Source organism: Halomonas sp. WWR20, assembly GCF_054602495.1.
In genome coordinates, this window is record NZ_JBTRHR010000002.1 from 278392 (window position 1) to 298513 (window position 20122).

Consider the following 20122-nt stretch of genomic DNA (forward strand, 5'->3'; position numbering starts at 1 on the left):
TTCATGGAGTCGAATCGCAGAATGCCGTATAGCGGCGGCGTTGTCGCCTCACGATACATCGGCTTGCTTGAGCCACTGCAGCTTATCGTCAGCCGCCTGTTGCAACGCTTGGCGGGCATGCCGGGCCTGCTCGCGCTGGGCAGGATCGTCAAGGCTCGCCAGGTTGGCGTCGACATTCAACAATACCGAGCTTAGCCCCGAGTGCAGCAGGAAGGCGCCCGCCACGGTATCGCTGCGCAGTTTGACGGCGGTCAGCGGCAGGCACTCGGCCGCCAGCAACAATCCTTCGAGGCAGGCCTCGGCCGTTGCCAGCGGGATTTCGTTGATGCGGACTCCCGCTTCGGCGATCGCCCGGTCCCGGTATTGGCTTTGCGACTCGGAGTCCTGGGGCAGGCGTGCGGCCTGCAGAAAATCTTCGAAGGCCGCCATGTCCCGGTCGGCATACTCGCCCAGCGTGTCCAACAAGGGGCGTGCCCGCTCGATCAGCGCGGCGCGCTGCGCATCGTACTGCTTGGACTGGCTGATATCCAAGCCCTTCATCACCAGCGCCAGTCCAATGTCGGCGGCAGCAGCGGCAGCGGCACCGCAACCCGGCGCCGCGCGTGCCACAACGGCATTGCGAAACGCGCCCAATGTCATGTCCCACACACTCGAGGATATCGGCATCGTCGTTGGCTCCTGACGGTCGGCTCTCACGACCCTGGCGGCAGCTTGCGCAATTTGCCCTTCCGCGAGAGCTGGTAGGTATCGAAGTCGCTGGCCAGAAATAGGTTGCCCTGATAGTAGCACCTGGCTTCCTTCTCGATATCGTCGATGGAGGGGCTCGCGCCGCGGGCATACTGATAACGAGGGCTGAAATGCGTGAGCACCAGGTTGCTCAACTGCTGGTGTCGGGCAAAGTCCGCCACGCTGGCGGCGGTGCTGTGCTGATTGTGCGTGCCCAGGCGGGCCACGATATCCTGGGTATAGGTCGCTTCATGGATCAGCACATCGGCCCCCGCACAGGCCTCACCGAGTAGCCCGGGCCGATCATTGTCACCACCGACCACGATCTTGCGCGCGCGCCGCGCCGCCAATAGAACCGACTCGCTTGTAAGCAGCGTAGCGTCTTCCAGCATGACGTCCTCGCCCTTGAACAGGCGCCCCCAGTCGGGACCGGGCGGTATCCCCAGCGCCGCAAGCCTTTCGGTATCGAGCCGGCGTTCGATGCCTTGCTCGGTAAAGGCATAACCGTACGACGCGACACCGTGGGAAAGCGTGGCCGTTTCGATGGAGAAATCGCCGCTGTCGACAGGGCCGGTGAGCGCCTCGACGGCGAGAAACTCGACAGGATAAGTGAGATGCAGTCCCGTCGTTGCCCGCACGGCCTTCAGAAAGTCGTGGACTGCCTGCGGCCCGACAATCCGCAACGGCTTTTGCCGTCCCGCCAGCGAAGCACTGGCCAACAGTCCCGGCAACCCATAGCAGTGATCGCCATGGACATGAGTGATCAAAATGGTGTCGAGACGGTTCAAAGACAGCCGGGTACGCAGCACCTGCTGCTGCGTGCCTTCACCGCAATCAACCAGGTACCAGGCCTTGGCGTTGCGCTTCTTGATCGCCAGCGCCGACACGTTACGTGCCTTCGTCGGGACGCCGGCGGAGGTTCCCAGAAAGATCATCTCCATATAACCTGCCTTATAACATGAGATATTGGTATGCAGTACCGTTGTTATATGGGTAGCGTAGGTATTAATAACACCATGTATTCAGCCGCCTGGATTCATGCCACTCTCTACGTGACGATATTCATGAGACTATTTCTCTGCAGCGATAGCGAATCAGCGGCAAGGGGATAACCAACCATATGTCCAGCAAGACAAGAACAACCGACGCCCCACACGATCAGGCTGCCACCGTCGCAGTAGAAACGTTATCCGTTAACGCAGATTCGAACATCTTCGCTCAGGCTGCCAGCCTGGCGTCGGTCGGCCTGGCGATTACCGATGCCCATGATGGCGTGCTTTACGTCAATGAGGCGTTCGCCACGCTGCTCGGCATCGCGGTCCCCCCGGCCGAGGGCCATTCACTGTCGGAGTGGTTTGCCTCGATTATGCCGGGCGCGTATGCACCGCTTGCCCCCCTTCTCGCCCGTCCCGGGAATGCCTCGCTCAATGTCGAATGTCGCGACGGTCGTATGGTCACCCTGCATATCGGGGCGCGTGGCGCCGCTACCCGTCTGATCAGCGCCACACAAACGGCCAGGCCGGAAGCCAACGGCAAGTCACCGGTCTACTGCGATCCACTGACCGACCTGGGCAATCGCCAGTCCTTCGAAAATATCCTCAGCCAGTGGGCCCCCTTCAATTCTCAAGCCCAGCCGCTCGCGGTGATCATGATCGATCTCGACCGCTTCAGTCAGATCAACGACACGCTGGGACACGCCATCGGTGATGCGCTGCTCAAGCTCGTCGCAAGACGCTTGAATGCGGTGACACATGCTGAGGACACGGTGTTTCGACTGGGCGGCGACGAATTCGCCATTCTTCACCTGCCGTGCATGCAGCATGGCAGCACGGAGTCCCTGGCCAGACGCATCGTCGAACTGCTGAGCCGGCCGTTTCTGATCGAGGGCCAGCAGGTCAACATCGGTGCCAGCGTAGGCATCTCGGTACTGCACTTCGGCACCCAAGAGACCGATAACCTGCTCAAGCATGCTGAACTTGCCCTGTATGCCGCCAAGGCGGCAGGTCGTGGCACCTTCCGCTTTTTCGAATCTCACCTGGAAGCGCGCGCCCTCGAACGCCGCGAGATGGAGCTCAACCTGCGCCGGGCGCTGGGACTCAAGGAGTTCAAGCTGGTCTACCAGCCGCAGGTCTGTCTGGCGACTCGCCAAGTCTGCGGCTTCGAGGCGCTGATTCGCTGGGATTGCGCCCAAAGAGGCCTGATATCTCCTACGGAATTCATTCCTCTGGCCGAAGAGATCGGCGAAATCCATCATATCGGCGAATGGGTGCTGCGCACCGCCTGTCAGGAGGCCGCCTCGTGGGACAACGAGATGACCATCTCCGTTAACGTCTCGCCGCTGCAGTTCGAAAGCGATAGCATCGTAGCCACCGTGTGGGATGCACTCACTTCCACCGGTCTGGCGCCGGAACGCCTGGAGCTGGAGATCACCGAAGGCGTATTGATCGGTAACTCGGAGGCGATCATGCAGCGGTTGTGGGAGATCCGCGACATGGGGGTGGGGATCGCCATGGACGATTTCGGCACCGGCTACTCGTCGCTAAGCTACCTGAACAGCTTTCCGTTCTCGCAGTTGAAGATCGATCAATCCTTCATTCGGGGCGAGCAGTCGCAGAAATCCAGAGCGCTGGTCGAGGCCATCCTCACGTTGGGCTCGAGCCTCGGCATGGCCACCCTCGCCGAAGGCGTCGAGACACAGATACAGTTCGAGACCCTGGCCAGAAGCGGTTGCGAAAAAGCTCAGGGCTATCTCATTGCGCGCCCCATGCCACCGGAAGAGATCGGCGCGTTCTGTCTGACGCAACACTCCCGCCCCTGCCATCCGTCACTGCAACAGTGAGGCCCGCCCATGTCAGAGTCTCTCTACAAGCTGGTCTACCTGAGCCGTAACACCATCGGCGGCGACGCCGAAGCGCAACGCCGCGAAATCGAGCGGATTCTCGCCGTTTCGCGTCAGGAGAACCCGCGTGTCGACGTCACCGGGGCACTTCTGTTCAGCACTGCACGCTTCGCCCAGGTGCTCGAAGGACCACGCCAGGCACTCGAGACGCTCTTCGAGCGCATCCAGGGCGATCCGCGCCATGCCGATATCGTGGTGCTGCTCTTCGAGGCAGTCGCCCGGCGCCGATTCCCCAAATGGTCGATGGGTTGCATGATCGCCAGCCCCGAGGCTACCCGGCACTTCGCCACGCTGGATAACGTTCTCGATGACGAAACCCGCCAGCAGATCGGGGAACGCCTGTACACGCTGCTGCAGGAGCACCTGCTCGACACGCCAGATACTCCCGATACCGCCAGATGAGACTAGGGAAGGATGACCAGCCGATTGGGCAGCTCATTGCGTTCATGCGTGGCAGGCACGTGTTGCTTGAGGTGTGCCCCGCACGACTCGATGCATTCAAGAAAGCCCCTCAGGGTCTCGCCCTGTTTGACATGGCGCGTGAAGGTTTCGACCGATGCCTGCCACGTATCGTCACTCAGTCGGCTGGAAATGCCTTGGTCGACCAGGATCTCCACATAGCGCTCGGCTTCCGAGACGAAGATCAGCATACCGGTGCCGCCCTCGGTATGGTGCAGGTTATGTTCGAGGAACTGGCGCCGGGCCAGGTTCGCCGCCCGCCAATGGCGCACGGGGCGGGGAATGAGCCACGTGGTGATACTCGGGACACGGAAAATCAGACTCAGCACGATGAACGTGGCCCACTGCGCCAGTAACAGCCCCTGGGCGCTCAGCCAACCGGGGAAATAGTTGATCACACCGGGCACTACCAGGGCGATGATGCCCGCCCACAGCAGCGGAATATACGTGTAATTGTCCGCCTGGGCGGCCAGCACCGTAACCACTTCGGCATCGGTCTCGCGTTCGATGCGGGTGATCGCTTCTGCCACTTGGCGTTGATCGCTTTCGCTTAGTAAGGCCATGCGTTGTCTTTTCTCGTTGAATGGATCATGAATGGCATCACCAGCCGCCCGAGGCGCCGCCGCCGCCGAAACCACCACCGCCACCGCCGAAACCACCGCCGCCCCCGAAACCACCGCCCGAGCCGCCACGGCCGAGCGCCGAGCCCAGCAGTGCACCGGCGAGCAGTCCACGACCTCCGCCGCGCCCGCCTCGGCCTCCGCCGCCGCGCACCAGCGCCATAACGACGATGAACATCACGAAGAACAGAATCGACATCGGCCCTTCGGCACGTTCTGAGGCCTGATTCTGCTGCCCGGCAGCCTGCGCCTCGAAAGGATCGCCCCCGAGGACCTGAATGATGCCCTGCGTACCTTCGACGATGCCGCGCTCGAAGTCGCCCTGCCGGAAAGCCGGCGTGATGATCTGATTGATGATCACCGAGGATTGCGCATCGGTCAGTCGGCCCTCCAGGCCATAGCCGACCTCGATACGCACCCGGCGATCGTCGCGAGACACGATCAATAATGCACCGTTATCCTCACCTTCCTGGCCGATGCCCCAGTGCCGTCCCAGCTGGTAGCCGTAATCCTCGATGGCCGTCCCCTGCAGGTCGGGCACGGTCACCACCACGACCTGCTCGGTGGTGGCCTGCTCATGCACGGCCAGCATCTGGGTCAACTGCGACTCGGTCGCGTCATCGAGCATCTCGGCCTGATCGACGACCCGGCCGCTGAGTTCGGGGAATTCGGGCTGGGCCTGAACCGCGAAGGTGCAGATCAGCAGCAGTAGCGCCAGAGGTAAACGCAGTCGTTGAATCATCAGAACTCCACTTGCGGTGCCTGATCCGCATTGGGTGTCGTGGCCTCGAAGTTTTCACGAATCGGCATGTCGCTGTACATCAAGCTGTGCCAGAGCCGGCCCGGGAAGGTGCGAATCTCGGTGTTGTAGCGCTCGACCGCCTGAATGAAATCGCGCCGGGCCACCGCGATACGGTTCTCGGTGCCTTCGAGCTGGGATTGCAGGGCCAGAAAGTTCTGGTTCGACTTAAGATCGGGATAGCGCTCGGATACCGCCATCAATCGGCTTAGCGCCCCGGTCAGCTGGCTCTGCGCCTGTTCGAACTGTTGCATCTTCTGCGGGTCATCCAGCGACTCGGCATCGATATTGATCGATGTCGCCTTGGCCCGGGCCTCCATGACAGCGGTCAGGGTCTCCTGCTCCTGGTTGGCGTAGCCCTTGACCGTCTCCACCAAGTTGGGCACCAGATCGGCACGGCGCTGGTACTGGTTTTCCACCTGCGACCAGGCGGATTTGACCTGCTCATCGTAAGCCGGAATGTTATTGATGCCGCAGCCCGACAGAACTACTGCCATGATGAACAGGGCGGCCCATTGCCAGTAATAACGTTGAGGGATCGATCCCGACTTGATTTGCATGGTTGGCTTGTTCCCGGTTCTGGAAAATCGTTGCAATAGGCTTCCAAGGTACACGGCTAGGGCGCGCACGAGAAGGGAATCCACAATCCACCACCTCACGGAAGGTTTACGTACATGGATAACGGCGACTTGTATGAATGTTTGATCATCGGTGCGGGACCCGCCGGCTTGACGGCCGGCATTAACCTCAACCGCTTTTTTCGCAAGGTCCGCATCGTGGATGCGGGATTTAGCCGGGCATCGTTGATTCCGCTCTCGCACAACTACCCTGGCTTTACCGAAGGCATCAACGGCAACGATTTGTTGGCACGCCTGCACACGCAGCTAGAAGCCAACGGCGGCAGCGTGACGTCGGGCAACGTAACGCGCCTGCAGCGCTCCGCCGAGGGGCACTTCATCGCCGAAACCGACAGCGAACGCATCCTGACGCAGACGGTGCTGCTCGCCACCGGCGTGGTGGATATCGAGCCAGAACTGGAGGGCTTTCAGGATCTCAAGCGTCAGAATCTCATCCGCTATTGCCCGATCTGCGACGGCTATGAGTTCACTAACCGGCGTATCGGCGTGATCACCTCGGGAGCGCATGGCGTACGCGAGGCACAATTCATCAAACGCTTCAGCGAGAAGCTGGCCTTTGTCAGCATCTCGGGCGATGCGGGCCTCAATCAACCCCTGACGGAACAGCTACGCCGTGAGCGGATCGACTTGATCGTGGGCCAGGGACGCAGAACGTACCGGGACGAGCAGGGCGTGATCCACATAGAGATGACGTCGGGCGAGGATCACGAGTTTGACGTACTGTATTGCGCGCTGGGCACTCACGTGCGCAGTGGCCTCGGCTGCATGCTCGGCGCTCGCCACGATGGGGACGACTATCTCATCATCGATGAACACATGCAGACCGGCATCGAAGGGCTTTATGCCGCCGGCGACATGACCAACCGTCTGAGCCAGCTGACGGTGGCTACCGGACAGGCGGCGATCGCCGCCACCGCGATTCACAACCGTCTGCTAGGGCGCATCTAACCCTTGCCCTGGCGTCAGAGGAGGCAAGTCGGCACGTGGCAGGCGGGGACACCGATATCGGATGATGCTTCAGGCGGGAGGCAGACGTCTCGCGAATATACCGGGATGCAGCAGCGCGACGACTGACGTAAAATATGCGCGCTTGCGCTCCTGGTGAATCGCCAGGAGTCTTAACTCGAATCCGGTCCGTCCTTTGCGAGGACGACTGCCTGGAGACCTGCATGACCTCACCCGACGCCTCCCCGCGGATCGTTGTCGCCGCGCTGTACAAGTTCGTCACCCTGAACGACTACGTCGCGCTGCGCGAACCCCTGCTCGAAACCCTGCGCGCCCACGACCTCAAGGGCACCCTGCTACTCGCCGAAGAAGGCATCAACGGCACCGTGTCGGGCACGCGCGAAGCCATCGACGCGCTGCTTGCCTGGCTGAAAGCCGATCCGCGCTTTGTCGATATCGACCACAAGGAGTCGTACTGCGACACGCAGCCCTTCTACCGCACCAAGGTCAAACTGAAAAAGGAAATCGTCACGCTCGGTGTGCCGGGTATCGACCCCAACCAGAAGGTCGGCACCTACGTCGAGCCGCAGGAATGGAACGAGCTGATCGAAGATCCCGAGGTGCTGGTGATCGATACGCGCAACGATTACGAAGTGGCGATCGGCTCCTTCGAGGGCGCCATCAATCCCAGGACCACCTCGTTTCGTGAGTTTCCCGAGTATGTGAAAGCGCATTACGACCCCTCGAAGCACAAGAAAGTCGCCATGTTCTGTACCGGCGGCATCCGCTGCGAGAAGGCCTCGAGCTACATGCTCAACGAAGGCTTCGAGGAGGTTTATCATCTCAAGGGCGGCATTCTCAAATATCTTGAGGAAGTTCCCGAAGAGCAGACCCGGTGGCGCGGCGATTGCTTCGTCTTCGACAACCGCGTGACCGTGCGCCACGATCTCGCCGAAGGCGAATACGAACAGTGTCACGCCTGTCGCATGCCGGTTTCCGCCGAGGACATGGCCTCCGAATTCTATTCGCCGGGGGTGAGCTGCCCGCACTGCTGGAACTCGCTGTCCGAGAAGACCCGCGCCGGCGCCCGCGAGCGCCAGAAGCAGATCGAGCTGGCGAAGCGTCGGGGCGAGCCGCATCCGATCGGCCGCGATCCACGCTGGCAGGAGTGACTCTGCAGCAATCACTGCCTGCTGCGGTTGTCTTTGGCAACGGACCTGAGCTAACCCGTAAGGCCATGTTCTCCTGGACGCGTGAGCGGCAGGTCACCCTGGCCTTCATCTAGCCGGGCAGTGCGCGTGAAGCAGCGGTTCTTCACATTGATAGCGGACCAGAACTAGGGGAAGGTCAGAAGGAGCAGAGCGGCTTGGTACACCGCTGGAACCCGAAACCGACCAGCAACGCCTTTGCATCACCCTGACGCCGAAGGGCAATGCGCTTTTTGAAGATATGAATGAAGAAATGATGCATCAGTATCAAAAAGCCAGCAGGCTCTAGGGAAGGAGAAATATCGCACCCTGATGAGCCTATTGGCTGAGGTAAAAAAACCTGCACCCTGACGACGATGCTCGATGATTTCGTCAGTTTGGCATCGCAGCTGCGGCCTTTATTTCTTGAATAGCCTCTCACAATTATTTAATCGCCAAGTTAGCTAGAACGATGACGTTCTATTAGTTTAACAACGGCCTTCTCTGCTACCGCGATAGTCGGCGCATTGGTGTTTCCGCTGGGCACAGAGGGAAACACGGAGGCGTCTATTACGCATAACCCATCAATTCCATGAACACGTAAATCGGTATCCACGACAGCGGTATCCGCCCTGGGCCCCATACGGCAAGTGCCGACAGGGTGATAAACGGTTTTTGACGTACGGCGGACGAAATCGACCAGTGCCTCGTGATCGTGCCAGGAACTATCGACCGGCTGGATGATCTTGTCGCAGCATTCGGACATAGGCGCCGAGCGCGCAATATCTAAAGCGACCTTTACCGCACGGACCATTCCCTCGATGTCTCCTTCTTCCTTCAGGTAATTGGCCTGAATGAAAGGAAGAGCGTAAGGATCAGCGCTGGAAAGGCGCACTTCACCGCGAGATTTGGGCTGCAGGAACCCGGCCTTCAGACTGACCCCGTGGGTGTAGCCCTCCAGAATGCCGTCCGGATCGTCCCAGGTGTCGAGTACCGGCAGGAAATGAATCTGCACGTCGGGCCGGCCCTGTCGGCAACTATCGACGAAGGCGCCCGCTTCCAGCACGTTCGAGGTGCCGACACCGCTACCGAAAAACATCCACTGAAAACCGTTTCTGAGCGCAGCAAGGCCGGTGTCCTGCCCAAAAAGCGATACCGGCTCACGTGTCGTGGCGTTGACCGAAATATGTAAATGATCCTGAAGCCCCTGGCCGACCGGCAATTCGGTAACACAGTCGATACCATGCTCATTGAGATGAGAGGCCGGACCGATACCGGACAGCATCAGTAGCTTAGGCGATCCGATAGCACCTGCCGAAAGGATGACTTCCTCGTGGGCGTAAGCAGTCGTTAGCGTTCCCTTCTTATTGCTATAGACCACCCCTTTGGCTCGACCATTTTCGATAATGACTCGATGAGCCATGGCCTCGGAGACGATGCTCAATCTTGAGTCGTCGCGCACGGCATCGAGATAGGTACGTGAAGTACTGGCACGACGCCCATCGGCTGTAGTCGTCGTCTGATAGAACCCGATTCCCTGCTGATTGGCGCCATTGAAGTCGTTGACATAGTCGAGACCGACTTCCTGGCCACCGCGAATGAAATTCATCGAAAGCGGATGACGGTATCGATTTTCCGAAACCGGTAGTAGTCCAGCGCTGGAATGACAATCCCCGCCGAGGCTCTCGTTGGCTTCGGCCTTGCGGAAAAAGGGTAGAAGTTCATGGTAACCCCAGCCCTCGCATTCATATTCGCTGACCCACCGGTCGTAATCCTCGCGCTGTCCACGAATATAGATCATCCCATTCACCGAGCTGCTACCACCGATGATTCTTCCTTGGGCCATGGTCATCTTGCGATGGACTGCGGCCGGCTCGGGGGCCGTCATATATTCCCAGGTTTTGGTAGGAATCACCTTACCGACCCCAGACGGCATACGTATCAATGGGTGACGATCGGAGCCACCCGCCTCGAGCAGCAATACCCGGGCATTGGTCTCCTTGATCAGGCGATACGCCACGACACAGCCGGCAGAGCCAGCTCCCACGATGACGTAATCGTAACGATCCTCGGCCATATCGCCTCCTTGCAAGAGTCGGACAGAATTCACTGTTAGTTATCAGAAGCTAAGAGACTGACCTAACAATGAATTGTTCATTCTTGACGGCAACTTGTTCGAGGATGCCATGTTTTATTTATATTTATTAAACAACGACTTATTAATTATCAACTTTAGTCTTGCCAATGGCTTTCGGAGAAATTTAAAGCGCAAGTAAATATTAAGACCACCACACGACGGTGCAGCCAATAAGAGAATTTCATTTCCTCTGACACACCAGCTGTTTACTCGCCCGGCATTGTCGCAACTTTCACAACTCACCTAGTGGGTCATCTGGACATGTTTGTAAACCTGCTCCCCCTTGAAAACCGTTAGCAGCACTTGGATGTCCGAAATGTCGGACACGGGGATAGCAAATATATCTTTATCGATTACGACCATGTCCGCGGATTTGCCAGGCTCTATAGAGCCTATTTCCGACGACAGGTTAGCAGAATAAGTCGCTCCTAATGTCATCGTATCGATGGCCGCTTTTAGGGAAATGCTTTGCTCGGGGCCAATTTCTCGCAGCACCATTGATTCCAGATGTGGCCAAGGATTTATCGAACTCGAGATAGATGGCCAGTCGGAACCATAGGCGATGGTAGCGCCAGCCTCTAAGAGTTCTGCCGTCGGTGGCGTTCTTGCATAGCGATCTTTACCCAATGCTTCGATCATGGCTTCGCTATAGGGGCCTGGAATCCAGATGGGGGGAGCGATGTCTGCCACCACATCCAATGCTTTGAAACGGGGCAGATCCTGTTGGCTCACCATCCCTGCATGGGCGATGGAATGATGAAGACTACCGGTCGGGTTTTCTTTGCGAGCAGCCTCTACTGCGTTTAAAGCCTCGCGTACCGCCGCGCTCCCAGAAGCATGGAATTTTATGGTGACGCCTTCTTTATCCAATCTAATGGCATCTTCCCGGATTTCCTCCGGTGTCATTCGCATCTTGCCCCGAAAATCGTTCGAAAGATGATGTTCGTGCAACGCTTCAGCCTGATAGGGGTTCAACAGAGCAGCGGTAAACGCAGGAGGTACCCCATCCAGATAGAATTTCACATTGTTGGCATAAACGTTATCGGAAAAATAATCTTGCCTGTTATTTATCGTTTCCAGCTGTTTCTCTCTGGATTCATTGAAATCGGTTTCATACTGAAGAAAAGCAATGACTCTAGCCGTCAGTCCTTCTCTCTCGTCCACGTCATGATAGGCTTTAAGCGTCGCTCTATCAGTACGGGCCTCTACGAAGGTGGTAATGCCGTAGCGGTTCGCCATTTCGGCTGATTTCTTAACGACTTGCTGGTATCTCTCATCACTCAATGGGGGAATCGCCTGTGTTAACTCCCCTGCAGCTTCTTCGTGCAGTATTCCTGTAGGCTCGCCGTTTTCATCAGTTAAGATGGCAGGCATCTCCCGAGCTTTAGCCTTTGTAAAGCCGGCCACCTCCAACGCCTTGGAATTCACGTATCCGTTATGTCCTGTATCATCGAGAAGATAAACAGGATTGTCGGGAGCCACGGCATCCAATACTGATTTATTGACTTTTCCGGTGTCCGCATAACTCGACGCCCAAGCCCCTCCCACAATCCATTCTCCGGGCTCTGCCTTGGCCGTACATGCTTTGACTTTTTCGGCGATTGTTTCCGCAGGCGTGCTGCTGGGGAACCCGCAGTTGAATAACTCCCGCTTGAACCCGCGCACGTAGTGCCCATGGCCATCCACTATCCCAGGCATGGCCATCTTTCCCTGCAAGTCAATGAGGTTGGTACTTTTCCCGATGTAACCTTCTATGTCTTTATCATTCCCGACCGCAATAAAGATACCGTCTTTTATCGCTACAGCCTCAGCCCAATCTCTTCTTTCATTTTGCGTATAAATAGAGCCATTTATATAGACGTGATCAGCCACCTCGGCCGCTGCGTAAACATGACACACATGAAATACGACAGTGCAAAGAGCAAGCCTCACCAGAATCTTCATAGGCCACCTGTTTTAGATACCATATTGGCGCGACACCGAAAGCAGACAACTTCCGGCCACTGCCGTGAAGCCAAATAGTAAGTGGAAGTAGGAACAAAGCTGAACATCGGAGCAGAGCCCAGGACAATGGATACGTATGCAGTCGACTACATTGATCGGATGTAATCTTGCCGCCATATGCCAAATAGTTGTCCAAGGGCGTCAGTAGCGGCGCCGAACTCACGAGGCACTTGCTGCCATCGATTTTACCAAGTCGAGTAGAAACTCGTTCGTGATCCCACGGGGCTGCTGCAGCTCGATGAGATCCAGCATCGGATCCTTCACTTCGGTAGTTACGCCAGCCAACTCCTCGATGACGGCATGTCCGCAGAAGGGTACGTAAGCTTCCGAGTAGCCACCTTCGTGCACTAGCACCAGACGCCCACCGCAGAGTCGCTCGGCTACTTCCCGCACCTGGCGAGTCAAGGCGCGAAACGACTCGCTGGAGAGCAACATACGCGCCAACGGATCGAATGCATTGGCGTCGTAGCCACAAGCTACAATGATCAACTGCGGCCGGAAGCGCTCCAGCGCCGGAACAACGATAAGCTCCATAGCGTGCTGATAAGCCTCGTTACCGGCTCCGGGGGGCAAGGGGATATTCAAATTGCTCCCTTCACCGGCCCCCTGGCCACGATCGCATTCGCCGCTATAACCCGGTGGAAAGCAGCCATCCTGATGTAAGGAAATAGTCAGTACATCGCTGCGCTCGTAGAAAATCGCCTGGGTACCGTTGCCGTGATGCACATCCCAATCCACGACCGCCACTCGTTCGACACCGAAACGCGCCCTGGCCGCTTCAACCGCGATAGCGATGTTGGCCAGGAAACAGAAACCCATGGCCTGGTCCGGCAAGCAATGGTGGCCGGGTGGGCGCGAAAGAGAGTAAGCATTATCCACTTCCCCTTTCATTACTGAGGTCACCGCACCAATCGCCAGACCCGCAGAGAGCTTGGCGATCTCATAACTGCCAGGACCAATCGGCGCATGGTCGCCCAACTCCCCGCCGCCGGCGTCACTCTGCGACTTGAAACGGTTCAGATAGGCTTGTGAATGTATACGTAGCAGTTCTTCCTCGGTGGCCAGTGGGGCGCTGCGCAGATCTAGCGCGGCAGTCAGGCCGGAAACATCCATCAAGTTCTTGAGGCGCCGCTTGGTCTCGGGAGACTCGGCGAGCCCACCGGCGGCCGGCGGCTGCACCCAGCCGCCCACTGGCATGGTTAGTGCGTACTGACCAGCGCTGTGCCAAAGGCAGCGCTCGTCGAAGAAAAAGGCCGTCTTGCGCGACATGCTGACCTCCTTGATGACTTTGTGGGTTTCGCCGCCCGGCTAGACCGCCAGATCGAGGAAAATCGCTAATTCACTCTTCAGCCGGTCATTCCGGCTCGAAGAGCCCTTTCTTCATCTTGAACTTGACCCAGAAGAGCGCAATCACGCCGACGATGCCGAGCACGACCCCGAGCAGGGCATAGACTTTTGCCACCATCTCCGGCGACGGCGATGCGTTGGCGGCCACGTAGCCCATTCCGATGATGCCGACGACCTGGGGGACTGGATACAGCGGTGTCCGGTAGGGGCGCGCATGCTCGGGCTTTCTGGCACGCAGCACAATGACATTGATATGTGCCACGATGTAGGCCAGCAGCCAGCTGGTCGACGCACCGATCAGTAGCATGATGATGTTATCTGGGCTTACCAACAGAAATGGCGCCGCGACGATCGCCGCCAGAAACAGAATGCCGATCCAGGGCGTGCCGAAGCGCGGATGCAGCTTGCCCATGATGCTGAAGGCCTGGCCGTTTTCGGCCATCCCCGAGAGCATCCTCGGGACCGCGGCAAGCACAGTGTTGACGGTGCTGCAGGTGGCGGTCAGACCCATGACGGTAGCAATGATCAGCCCCGCCTTGCCGAAGACGCCATCGACCAGGTCCAGGTAGGGCAACGGCGAGGTCGTCAGTGTCTCCATGGAGAGATAGCGGCCAGCGCCCAGGCAGAATAGCGTGAACAGCAGGAAAATAATGATCAGAGACACGAACATTGCACGCGGCACGCGCCGCTCCGGCTGGCGGATATCCCCGATCAGCGGACAGATGAACTCACAGCCGACGAACATCCACATGGCCAGCGCCGTCAGTGCGATGAAGCTTCCGTCGAAAATGCCACCCACTCCCCAGTCAATACCGGCCGCGGCCTGTGCGATGGGCGCCGATGGTGTATCCAGCAGCGCGGTGACGCCGACCAGCAAGATGGCGGCGATCATGGCGAAGGTGAATAGGTTCTGTAGCTTGGCGAAGACATCCGTGCCCAGAATATTCAGGAGCGCCAGACCGAACAGCAGGATCATGGGGACTACATGCGACGGTAGCGTATCGGGAAACAATGTTTGCAACAGTGCATCCACCAGCAGAAGTTCTGCCGACAAACCGAACATCGCCACGATCACGTAGCCAGAGAACACCGCCACAATCGCCGGGAAGTGGCCGATCGCCCTCTGGGTGTAGGTCGCCAGCGTTCCCGACGACGACGGGTACATCAACGAAAGCTCGGAAAAGCTGATCGCGTTGCAGAACGCGAACAGCAGCGCCAACCCCATCGCTGCCAGAAAGCTCAGGCCTCCGATTCCGAATCCCATCAGTGCGGATGCCATCGCCCCCTGCACCACGACGCAGCCGACACAGATGGCGATCATGGTCTTGAATCCGATGCCCGGTGCGCTCGAGCGGCGATGGCTCTCGCGGGCGCTCGCGCCTTGGGCAGGCGTCGTATCGGTCATTGCGAACCTCCTTAGGCTTTTTTTGCCATTATTGTGCCCAACTCACTACTGACTCGATCCCAAGCCTGCTCTCAACAACCTTATGTGTCTTGACTGGCGCTGCCAGCCTATTGGCACTCTCCGCCTGAGGTTGTTCATCGTGTCGACGGCTCAACCATCCGGTTGATACCCACACCGCTTGCGCTTGCACCATCATCAAGGGGCTCCATCAACAAAAAACGTAAGGATCCTTCCATATGAGTGAGCACTCCCCCCATCACGACAGTTCCAGCCCATGGATCACCGTCGGTGACCTAGGGGCTGGCTTCGCCCCCGATTCCTTTGCACTGGATCACCGGGCGGATCTCGACGGGCGCGACTATGCGCTGCACTTCGAGGATGGTCAGGTCACGCGCTACCGCTTCGACGCGACCCGGGTCACCTGGCCAGACGGCGAGGCGGACTATCGCGCCACCACCCTGCGCGACGGCATCTATCTGATCGACTTTCTGGCCCGGGAGGCGGACCGGACGCACTCGGTCAGCCTCGTCCTGGATACCGTGACCTCCTCATTCACCCGTGTCATCGGCCGCATGCCCACTGCGGAAGCGATTCGTGTCGGGTTGTACGAGAAGGCCAGGAAGGGTCGACCGTTGAGCGACGTCACGGCCGAGTTTCAACACGGCAGTCTCGACACGCCTTGGCATGCCGGCGCCTGCCCGCATCGGCCTACCTACGGTCTGATCGGCAAGCGGCTGCTCTATCGTTACAGCCCCACCGAGGTCTACGAACACATCTATCTCAATGACCACTTCTATACTTGGCATTGCGTGAAGGGCGTCGAGCAGGGTCTGTGCGACACCGACAGTTGCCATTATCTCGAGATCGCCGATCAGCTGTATCTATTCGTATGGCGGGAGAAGATCATTCCCACCCTGGGCCTGGTCATGATCGATACCCGCCAACATCGCAGCGACGGCAAGCTCTTCGGCTATTCCCAGGACGACACGGCGGAGCTGGCCAACTTCCCGGTTGCCTCCTACTGCACACTGCTGAACACGACGGAGTATCCCGATGGCTGAGGCAACCGTTGTGATTACGGGCGCCGGCACCGGCGTGGGGGAGGCTTGTGCGCTGCAACAGGCGGCACGGGGCAATCACGTCGTTTTGATAGGGCGGCGCACCGCGCCGCTCGAACGGCTGGCGCAACGCACCGGTGGCCTGGTCCTGGCCGGCGATGCCGCCAGCGCCGACGTCTGGGAGGGGTTCATCGAGCGGATCATGAAGCGCTACGGCCGTATCGATGGGCTGATCTGCTGCGCCGGTGGACATGGTCTGGGGACCGTGACCGACATCACCGAGGAGGCCTGGCGAGAGGCCATGCACCTGAACCTCGACACCGCCTTCTTCAGCGCCAGGGCCTGCCTCCCCGCGCTGATCGAACAGCGGGGAAGTGTCGTGCTGCTGGGCTCACTTGCCTCGCTGGCGGCCGGCTCAGAGGTCTGCGGCTACACCACTGCGAAACATGCGCTGGTCGGCCTGAGCCGCTCGATGGCTCGCGATTACGGGCCCCATGGCGTGCGCGTCAATTGTGTCTGCCCCGGGTGGATCCGCACGCCCATGGCCGATGCCGAGATGCAGCCGCTGATGGAGCGCTACCAGGAAACCCTCGACGATGCCTACACGCGCGTCACTCGCGACGTGCCGTTGCGCCGCCCGGCCACGGCCGAGGAGATCGCCGAAGTCTGCAACTTTCTGATCAGCCCGGCCGCCTCGATTCTCACCGGCACGACCCTGATGGCCGACGGCGGCTCCAGCATCGTCGACGTGCCCACCCTCGCCTTCGATCACATGGAGTAATCCGATGAGTATCACGATTGACCTCACCGGGCGCCACGCCTTGGTCACCGGCGGCGCCCAGGGTATCGGCGCCGCGATCGTTACACGCTTCGCCGAGGCCGGCGCCCATGTCATCGTCGCGGATATCGACGCTGACCAGGCTCACGAGCTGGCGGGGAAATTGTCTGCCAGCGGCTATCAAGTCGAGGCCCGCCCGGTAGACCTGGCCGATACGCCAGCGGTACGCGCCCTGATCGCGAATTGTGACGAACTGGACATCCTGATCCACAACGCCGGCTACTTCCCGCTCACCCCGCTGCGGGAACTGACGCCCGAGCGGGTGGAACGTGCCTTTGCGGTCAACGTGCAGTCACTGTTCTGGCTGGTGCAGGAAGCTCTTCCGCTGTTCGAGGCGCGTGGTGGCGGTTGCGTACTGGCAACCTCCTCGGTGACCGGCAATCGCGTCGCCTATCCGGGCCTGACCCATTACGCAGCGTCCAAGGCGGGCGTGAACGGCTTCATCCGCAACGCGGCACTGGAACTGGCGTCGGCCGGAATCCGCGTCAACGGCGTGGAACCCGGCATGATCCGCACGCCGGCCATGGACAACCTGGGCGATGAAGCCCACAGCGACGACATCGCCAAGGGCGTCCCCCTTGGACGGCTGGGCGAGCCGGAGGATATCGCCAATGCCATGCTGTTCCTGGCCTCGGATCTGGCCGGTTACATCACCGGCCAGACGGTGATCGTCGATGGGGGTGCCTTGTTGCCGGAGAGCATGGCCGCGCTGTGATAGCCACCGCCGGTCGGCGCGGCAGGCTTGCATCCACAAGACACCCTCCATTATGTTGATGGAATCCAACGACACGGAGCTGGCCGACAATGCTTACGTCCCAGGAACTGGGCCAGTACTGCTTGCGCGCCTTCACCCGCGCCGTCCCGGCCTCGCTGGCCGCCTTCTACAGGATCGACCAGCGGCTCGAAGCCTGCGAATTCCAGCTCCATGGCGCCATGGAGCGGATGCACGACAGCTATCTGCGCCACTATCGCTACATGGACCCTCTTCAACCGCGAACCTGCCTGTTGACCGGCCACGAGGTCGTGCCGCTCCACGAGGGCTTCGCCCATCAGGCGGAGAGCAATAACCAGCGCTATCGAGCGTTCCTGCATCGCCATGGCGTGGTGGATGTCGCCGAGGTCTTCGTCCACATCGATGGTCATCCCGTCGCTGGCGTCTCGCTACTGCGTCGGGATGAGTGTGGGCGCTTCGCGCCCCGGGAGCTGGCCACCCTGCACTCTCTGCAGGAAATGCTGCAATTGGCTGTCCACGTCCTGCCACGCCAATCCGGCGCGCCTTTAGCGGATGGCCTCCCTGCCAGCGAGACCCCACCCCTGACCCGCCGCGAACGTCAACTCGCCGAGCTGGTGCGTACCGGCCTGAGCAACAAGCAGTTGGCCCGCGAGCTCGATATCGGGCTGCCCACGGTCAAGACGCACCTCATCAACCTTTACCGCAAGCTCGGTGTGCGCAATCGCACCGAGCTGGTTGCCCAGCTGTATCTCGATTCTTCCGGAAATCGCCGCCACTAACGACGCGATTCCCTACGAAAAACACCGAGCGGCTGCCCGGTGTCGTTGGATGGCAATCCTCGTTGGGACGGGAAATGTCCGCGCACTTATCAGCGGCAGCACGCATTGATCGCCGGAACGCGTCCGGCCCAGGGCTGAGCCCGTTCCAGTTGCGCCGCCAGCGAGAACAGCCGGCTTTCCTCACCGAAGCGCCCCGCGAAATGACTCCCTAGCGGCAATCCGGCGTCGGTCCAGTAAAGCGGTACCGACATCGCAGGCTGCCCAGTGGCGTTGAAAAGCGCGGTGAACGGACAGTAACTGTGAAAATCATTGATGACCTCCGCCAGCGATAGCCGGTCGTCGAAGGCATCCAGCTTGCCGATCAGTGGTGGTTGGCGCGCCAGGGTCGGCGACAGCAGCAGATCGTACTGCTGCAGGGTAGCCGCCATCCGGCGCCCCAGGGCATGGATATCATTGATGGCAGCGACATAGCGAGTGGCGTCGATTCGCCCACGCTCGCGCAGCATGACCCGGGTTCTCGGTTCCAGTTCCTGCTCGTCGACGGGCGTTCCGCGCATTTCACCCAGCATATCCAGGAACTCGCGGGTGCTCGGACCGATGATATCGAAGCAGCGTTGGTAGAACGCTTCCCAGTCGACGGGCAACGTGACCGACTCGACGCGGTGACCCAGGGATTCGCAGAGCGCTGCGGTCTGCCGCGCGACGGCCTCGGCTTCCGGTGCCAGTGCCGGCCCCTCGATGAGCCCGATCCGCAGCGTGCCGGGGTCGCGCTCAATCGCTTCACGATAGGGCACAGGGCTGGTGGGCGCCGCATAGGGCGCTCCCAGGTCGACTCCCGCAGTCGCGTCCAGCAGAGCTGCACTGTCGCGCACCGAGCGGGTAATGGCGTGTGACGTGCCCATCCCCCCCCATCCCTCACCCACCATCGGCCCCGAGGGTATCAACCCGCGGCTCGGCTTGAAGCCGAACACGCCACAGCAGGACGCCGGGACACGCAGCGAACCGCCGCCGTCGTTGCCATGGGCGAAAGGCACGACCCGCGCCGCCACCAGTGCCGCCGCACCACCGCTGGAGCCGCCCACGCTGCGTTCGAGATCCCAGGGGTTGCGCGTCGCGCCATGGCGGGTCGATTCCGTGGTGTAGGAGGTTCCGAACTCGGGCGATGTACTGGTACCCAACAAGAGGCAACCGGCCCGGCGAAGCCTCGCCACTACCTCGGCATCGAAATCCGCCCGCGCCTCGCCGGTGGCACGCGACCCTTGAGTCATCCGCGCGCCGGTGACCGGCGAGAAGAGGTCCTTGATCAGGGTCGGAACGCCGGCAAAGGGCTGGCTTTCGTCGACGGGCTGCTGGCTGGCCGCCCGCGCCTCATCGTAGAGACGATCGACGACCGCGTTGAGATGGGGTTCGACCCTTTCGAGACGCTCGATGACGGCTTCCACCAACGCCGTACTCGACACCTCGCCACTCGTCACGCACTGGCCGAGAGCCAAGCCGTCATGCGTGTCCAGCAGCCGATGAATTTCACGCTTCATTTACAGTTCTCCA

18 protein-coding genes are annotated in these 20122 nt (G+C 59.8%); 8 read left to right on the forward strand and 10 right to left on the reverse strand.

Annotated elements, in window-relative coordinates:
• Nucleotides 1-48: 48 nt before the first annotated feature.
• Both ACW4DH_RS04610 and ACW4DH_RS04615 read right to left on the reverse strand, forming a co-directional pair.
• Nucleotides 49-666, reverse strand: coding sequence for a cyclodeaminase/cyclohydrolase family protein (locus ACW4DH_RS04610; RefSeq protein ID WP_459635187.1), 618 nt, complete (start codon nt 664-666; stop codon nt 49-51).
• Nucleotides 667-692: 26 nt separating this feature from the next.
• On the reverse strand, nt 693-1667 hold the full coding sequence (locus tag ACW4DH_RS04615) for a ribonuclease Z (RefSeq protein ID WP_459635188.1): 975 nt from the start codon (nt 1665-1667) through the stop codon (nt 693-695).
• A gap of 179 nt (nt 1668-1846) precedes the next feature.
• Here ACW4DH_RS04615 and ACW4DH_RS04620 point away from each other — a divergent pair, with 179 nt between their 5' ends.
• Nucleotides 1847-3565, forward strand: a complete 1719-nt coding sequence (locus ACW4DH_RS04620) for a putative bifunctional diguanylate cyclase/phosphodiesterase (RefSeq protein WP_459635189.1) — start codon at nt 1847-1849, stop codon at nt 3563-3565.
• A 9-nt stretch (nt 3566-3574) separates the two neighbouring features.
• Nucleotides 3575-4027, forward strand: coding sequence for a BLUF domain-containing protein (locus ACW4DH_RS04625; RefSeq protein WP_459635190.1), 453 nt, complete (start codon nt 3575-3577; stop codon nt 4025-4027).
• 2 nt (nt 4028-4029) lie between these two features.
• Here the strand turns inward: ACW4DH_RS04625 and ACW4DH_RS04630 are convergent, their stop codons facing one another.
• From ACW4DH_RS04630 to ACW4DH_RS04640, 3 genes are read right to left on the reverse strand one after another with little or no spacing between them, the layout of a single operon-like run.
• The gene (locus tag ACW4DH_RS04630) at nt 4030-4647 is read right to left on the reverse strand and encodes a TPM domain-containing protein (RefSeq protein WP_459635191.1); all 618 of its coding nucleotides are present in this window, start codon (nt 4645-4647) and stop codon (nt 4030-4032) included.
• A 37-nt stretch (nt 4648-4684) separates the two neighbouring features.
• Complete coding sequence (locus ACW4DH_RS04635) at nt 4685-5446, reverse strand: TPM domain-containing protein (protein ID WP_459635192.1); 762 nt, start codon at nt 5444-5446, stop codon at nt 4685-4687.
• The gene (locus ACW4DH_RS04640) at nt 5446-6000 is read right to left on the reverse strand and encodes a LemA family protein (RefSeq protein WP_459635525.1); all 555 of its coding nucleotides are present in this window, start codon (nt 5998-6000) and stop codon (nt 5446-5448) included. The genes ACW4DH_RS04635 and ACW4DH_RS04640 overlap by 1 nt, the downstream gene beginning before the upstream one ends.
• 177 nt (nt 6001-6177) lie before the next feature.
• Between ACW4DH_RS04640 and ACW4DH_RS04645 the strand changes: the two genes are divergently transcribed.
• Nucleotides 6178-7089, forward strand: coding sequence for an NAD(P)/FAD-dependent oxidoreductase (locus tag ACW4DH_RS04645; protein ID WP_459635193.1), 912 nt, complete (start codon nt 6178-6180; stop codon nt 7087-7089).
• A gap of 221 nt (nt 7090-7310) precedes the next feature.
• Entirely contained in the window at nt 7311-8258 is a 948-nt protein-coding gene (gene trhO, locus ACW4DH_RS04650) for an oxygen-dependent tRNA uridine(34) hydroxylase TrhO (protein ID WP_459635194.1), read from the forward strand.
• A 475-nt stretch (nt 8259-8733) separates the two neighbouring features.
• Here trhO and ACW4DH_RS04655 read toward each other — a convergent pair whose 3' ends face one another.
• The 4 genes from ACW4DH_RS04655 to ACW4DH_RS04670 form a co-directional block, all read right to left on the reverse strand.
• Nucleotides 8734-10350 (reverse strand): GMC family oxidoreductase, encoded by a 1617-nt coding sequence (locus ACW4DH_RS04655; RefSeq protein WP_459635195.1) that lies wholly within the window; start codon nt 10348-10350, stop codon nt 8734-8736.
• A 303-nt stretch (nt 10351-10653) separates the two neighbouring features.
• Nucleotides 10654-12354: an amidohydrolase gene (locus tag ACW4DH_RS04660; RefSeq protein WP_459635196.1), complete on the reverse strand. Its 1701-nt coding sequence runs from the start codon at nt 12352-12354 to the stop codon at nt 10654-10656.
• Nucleotides 12355-12573: 219 nt separating this feature from the next.
• Entirely contained in the window at nt 12574-13683 is a 1110-nt protein-coding gene (locus ACW4DH_RS04665) for a class II histone deacetylase (RefSeq protein ID WP_459635197.1), read from the reverse strand.
• 85 nt (nt 13684-13768) lie between these two features.
• Nucleotides 13769-15166 (reverse strand): APC family permease, encoded by a 1398-nt coding sequence (locus ACW4DH_RS04670; protein ID WP_459635198.1) that lies wholly within the window; start codon nt 15164-15166, stop codon nt 13769-13771.
• Nucleotides 15167-15402: 236 nt separating this feature from the next.
• Here ACW4DH_RS04670 and ACW4DH_RS04675 point away from each other — a divergent pair, with 236 nt between their 5' ends.
• The 4 genes from ACW4DH_RS04675 to ACW4DH_RS04690 all read left to right on the forward strand — a co-directional run bounded on the left by ACW4DH_RS04675 (nt 15403) and on the right by ACW4DH_RS04690 (nt 18574).
• On the forward strand, nt 15403-16227 hold the full coding sequence (locus tag ACW4DH_RS04675; RefSeq protein ID WP_459635199.1) for a MoaF C-terminal domain-containing protein: 825 nt from the start codon (nt 15403-15405) through the stop codon (nt 16225-16227).
• Complete coding sequence (locus tag ACW4DH_RS04680) at nt 16220-17005, forward strand: SDR family NAD(P)-dependent oxidoreductase (protein WP_459635200.1); 786 nt, start codon at nt 16220-16222, stop codon at nt 17003-17005. The genes ACW4DH_RS04675 and ACW4DH_RS04680 overlap by 8 nt, the downstream gene beginning before the upstream one ends.
• A gap of 4 nt (nt 17006-17009) precedes the next feature.
• On the forward strand, nt 17010-17777 hold the full coding sequence (locus ACW4DH_RS04685) for an SDR family oxidoreductase (protein WP_459635201.1): 768 nt from the start codon (nt 17010-17012) through the stop codon (nt 17775-17777).
• A gap of 89 nt (nt 17778-17866) precedes the next feature.
• Nucleotides 17867-18574: a helix-turn-helix transcriptional regulator gene (locus ACW4DH_RS04690; RefSeq protein ID WP_459635202.1), complete on the forward strand. Its 708-nt coding sequence runs from the start codon at nt 17867-17869 to the stop codon at nt 18572-18574.
• An 89-nt stretch (nt 18575-18663) separates the two neighbouring features.
• Here ACW4DH_RS04690 and ACW4DH_RS04695 read toward each other — a convergent pair whose 3' ends face one another.
• Nucleotides 18664-20109 carry an amidase gene (locus ACW4DH_RS04695; protein ID WP_459635203.1) on the reverse strand — a complete coding sequence of 482 codons (1446 nt, stop codon included), beginning with the start codon at nt 20107-20109 and terminating at the stop codon, nt 18664-18666.
• Nucleotides 20110-20122 lie beyond the last annotated feature (13 nt).